This is a genomic window from Streptomyces sp. NPDC059994, assembly GCF_042737755.1.
In the GTDB taxonomy this organism is placed as follows: Bacteria; Actinomycetota; Actinomycetes; order Streptomycetales; family Streptomycetaceae; genus Streptomyces.
Genome location: NZ_JBHWUR010000029.1, coordinates 4,505 through 5,239 on the forward strand (window position 1 = coordinate 4,505; position 735 = coordinate 5,239).

Below are 735 nucleotides of genomic sequence, written 5' to 3' on the forward strand. Positions count from 1 at the left end.
GCGCACCCTCAACCACAACGAGAACGTGCGGGCCGCAGTGTTCAGCCCTGACGGCACGATCCTGGCCACCGCCGGCAGGGGCGGCACCGCCCGCCTGTGGGACACCACCACCGGCCGCGCCCTGCGCACCCTCAACCACAACGAGAACGTGCGGGCCGCAGTGTTCAGCCCTGACGGCACGATCCTGGCCACCGCCGGCAGCGGCGGCACCGCCCGCCTGTGGGACACCACCACCGGCCGCGCCCTGCGCACCCTCAACCACACGGGCCCGGTGAACGTGACCGCCTTCAGCCCTGACGGCACGAGGCTGGCCACCGCGAGCGAGGACGGCATCGCCCGCTTGTGGGACACCACCACCGGCCGCGCCCTGCATACCCTGACCCACAACGAGGACGTGCGGGCCGCAGTGTTCAGCCCTGACGGCACGAAGCTGGCCACCGCGACCGAGAACGCCGCCGCCCGCCTGTGGGACACCACCACCGGCCGCCCCCTGCACACCCTCAACCACACAGCCTCCGTCGCCGCCTTCAGTCCCGACGGCACGACACTGGCCACCGGCGGCATCGACGGCACCACCCGCCTCTACGACACTGCCACCGGTCACCTCTCACGCACCCTCACCCACCTGGACAGCGTCACCGTGGTGGCGTTCAGTCCCGACGGCCGCACCCTGGCCACCGGCGGCGTCGACGGCGGGGTACAGCTGTCGGACCTCACCGTCGGCCAACCGCTGCG

General features: G+C 72.7%; 1 protein-coding gene. It reads left to right on the forward strand.

Features of this window, described 5'->3' with window-relative positions; genetic code table 11:
- Positions 1 to 735 (forward strand): WD40 repeat domain-containing protein (locus ACFWA7_RS16970; protein WP_385823690.1); only part of this gene is annotated, 735 nt, incomplete at both ends.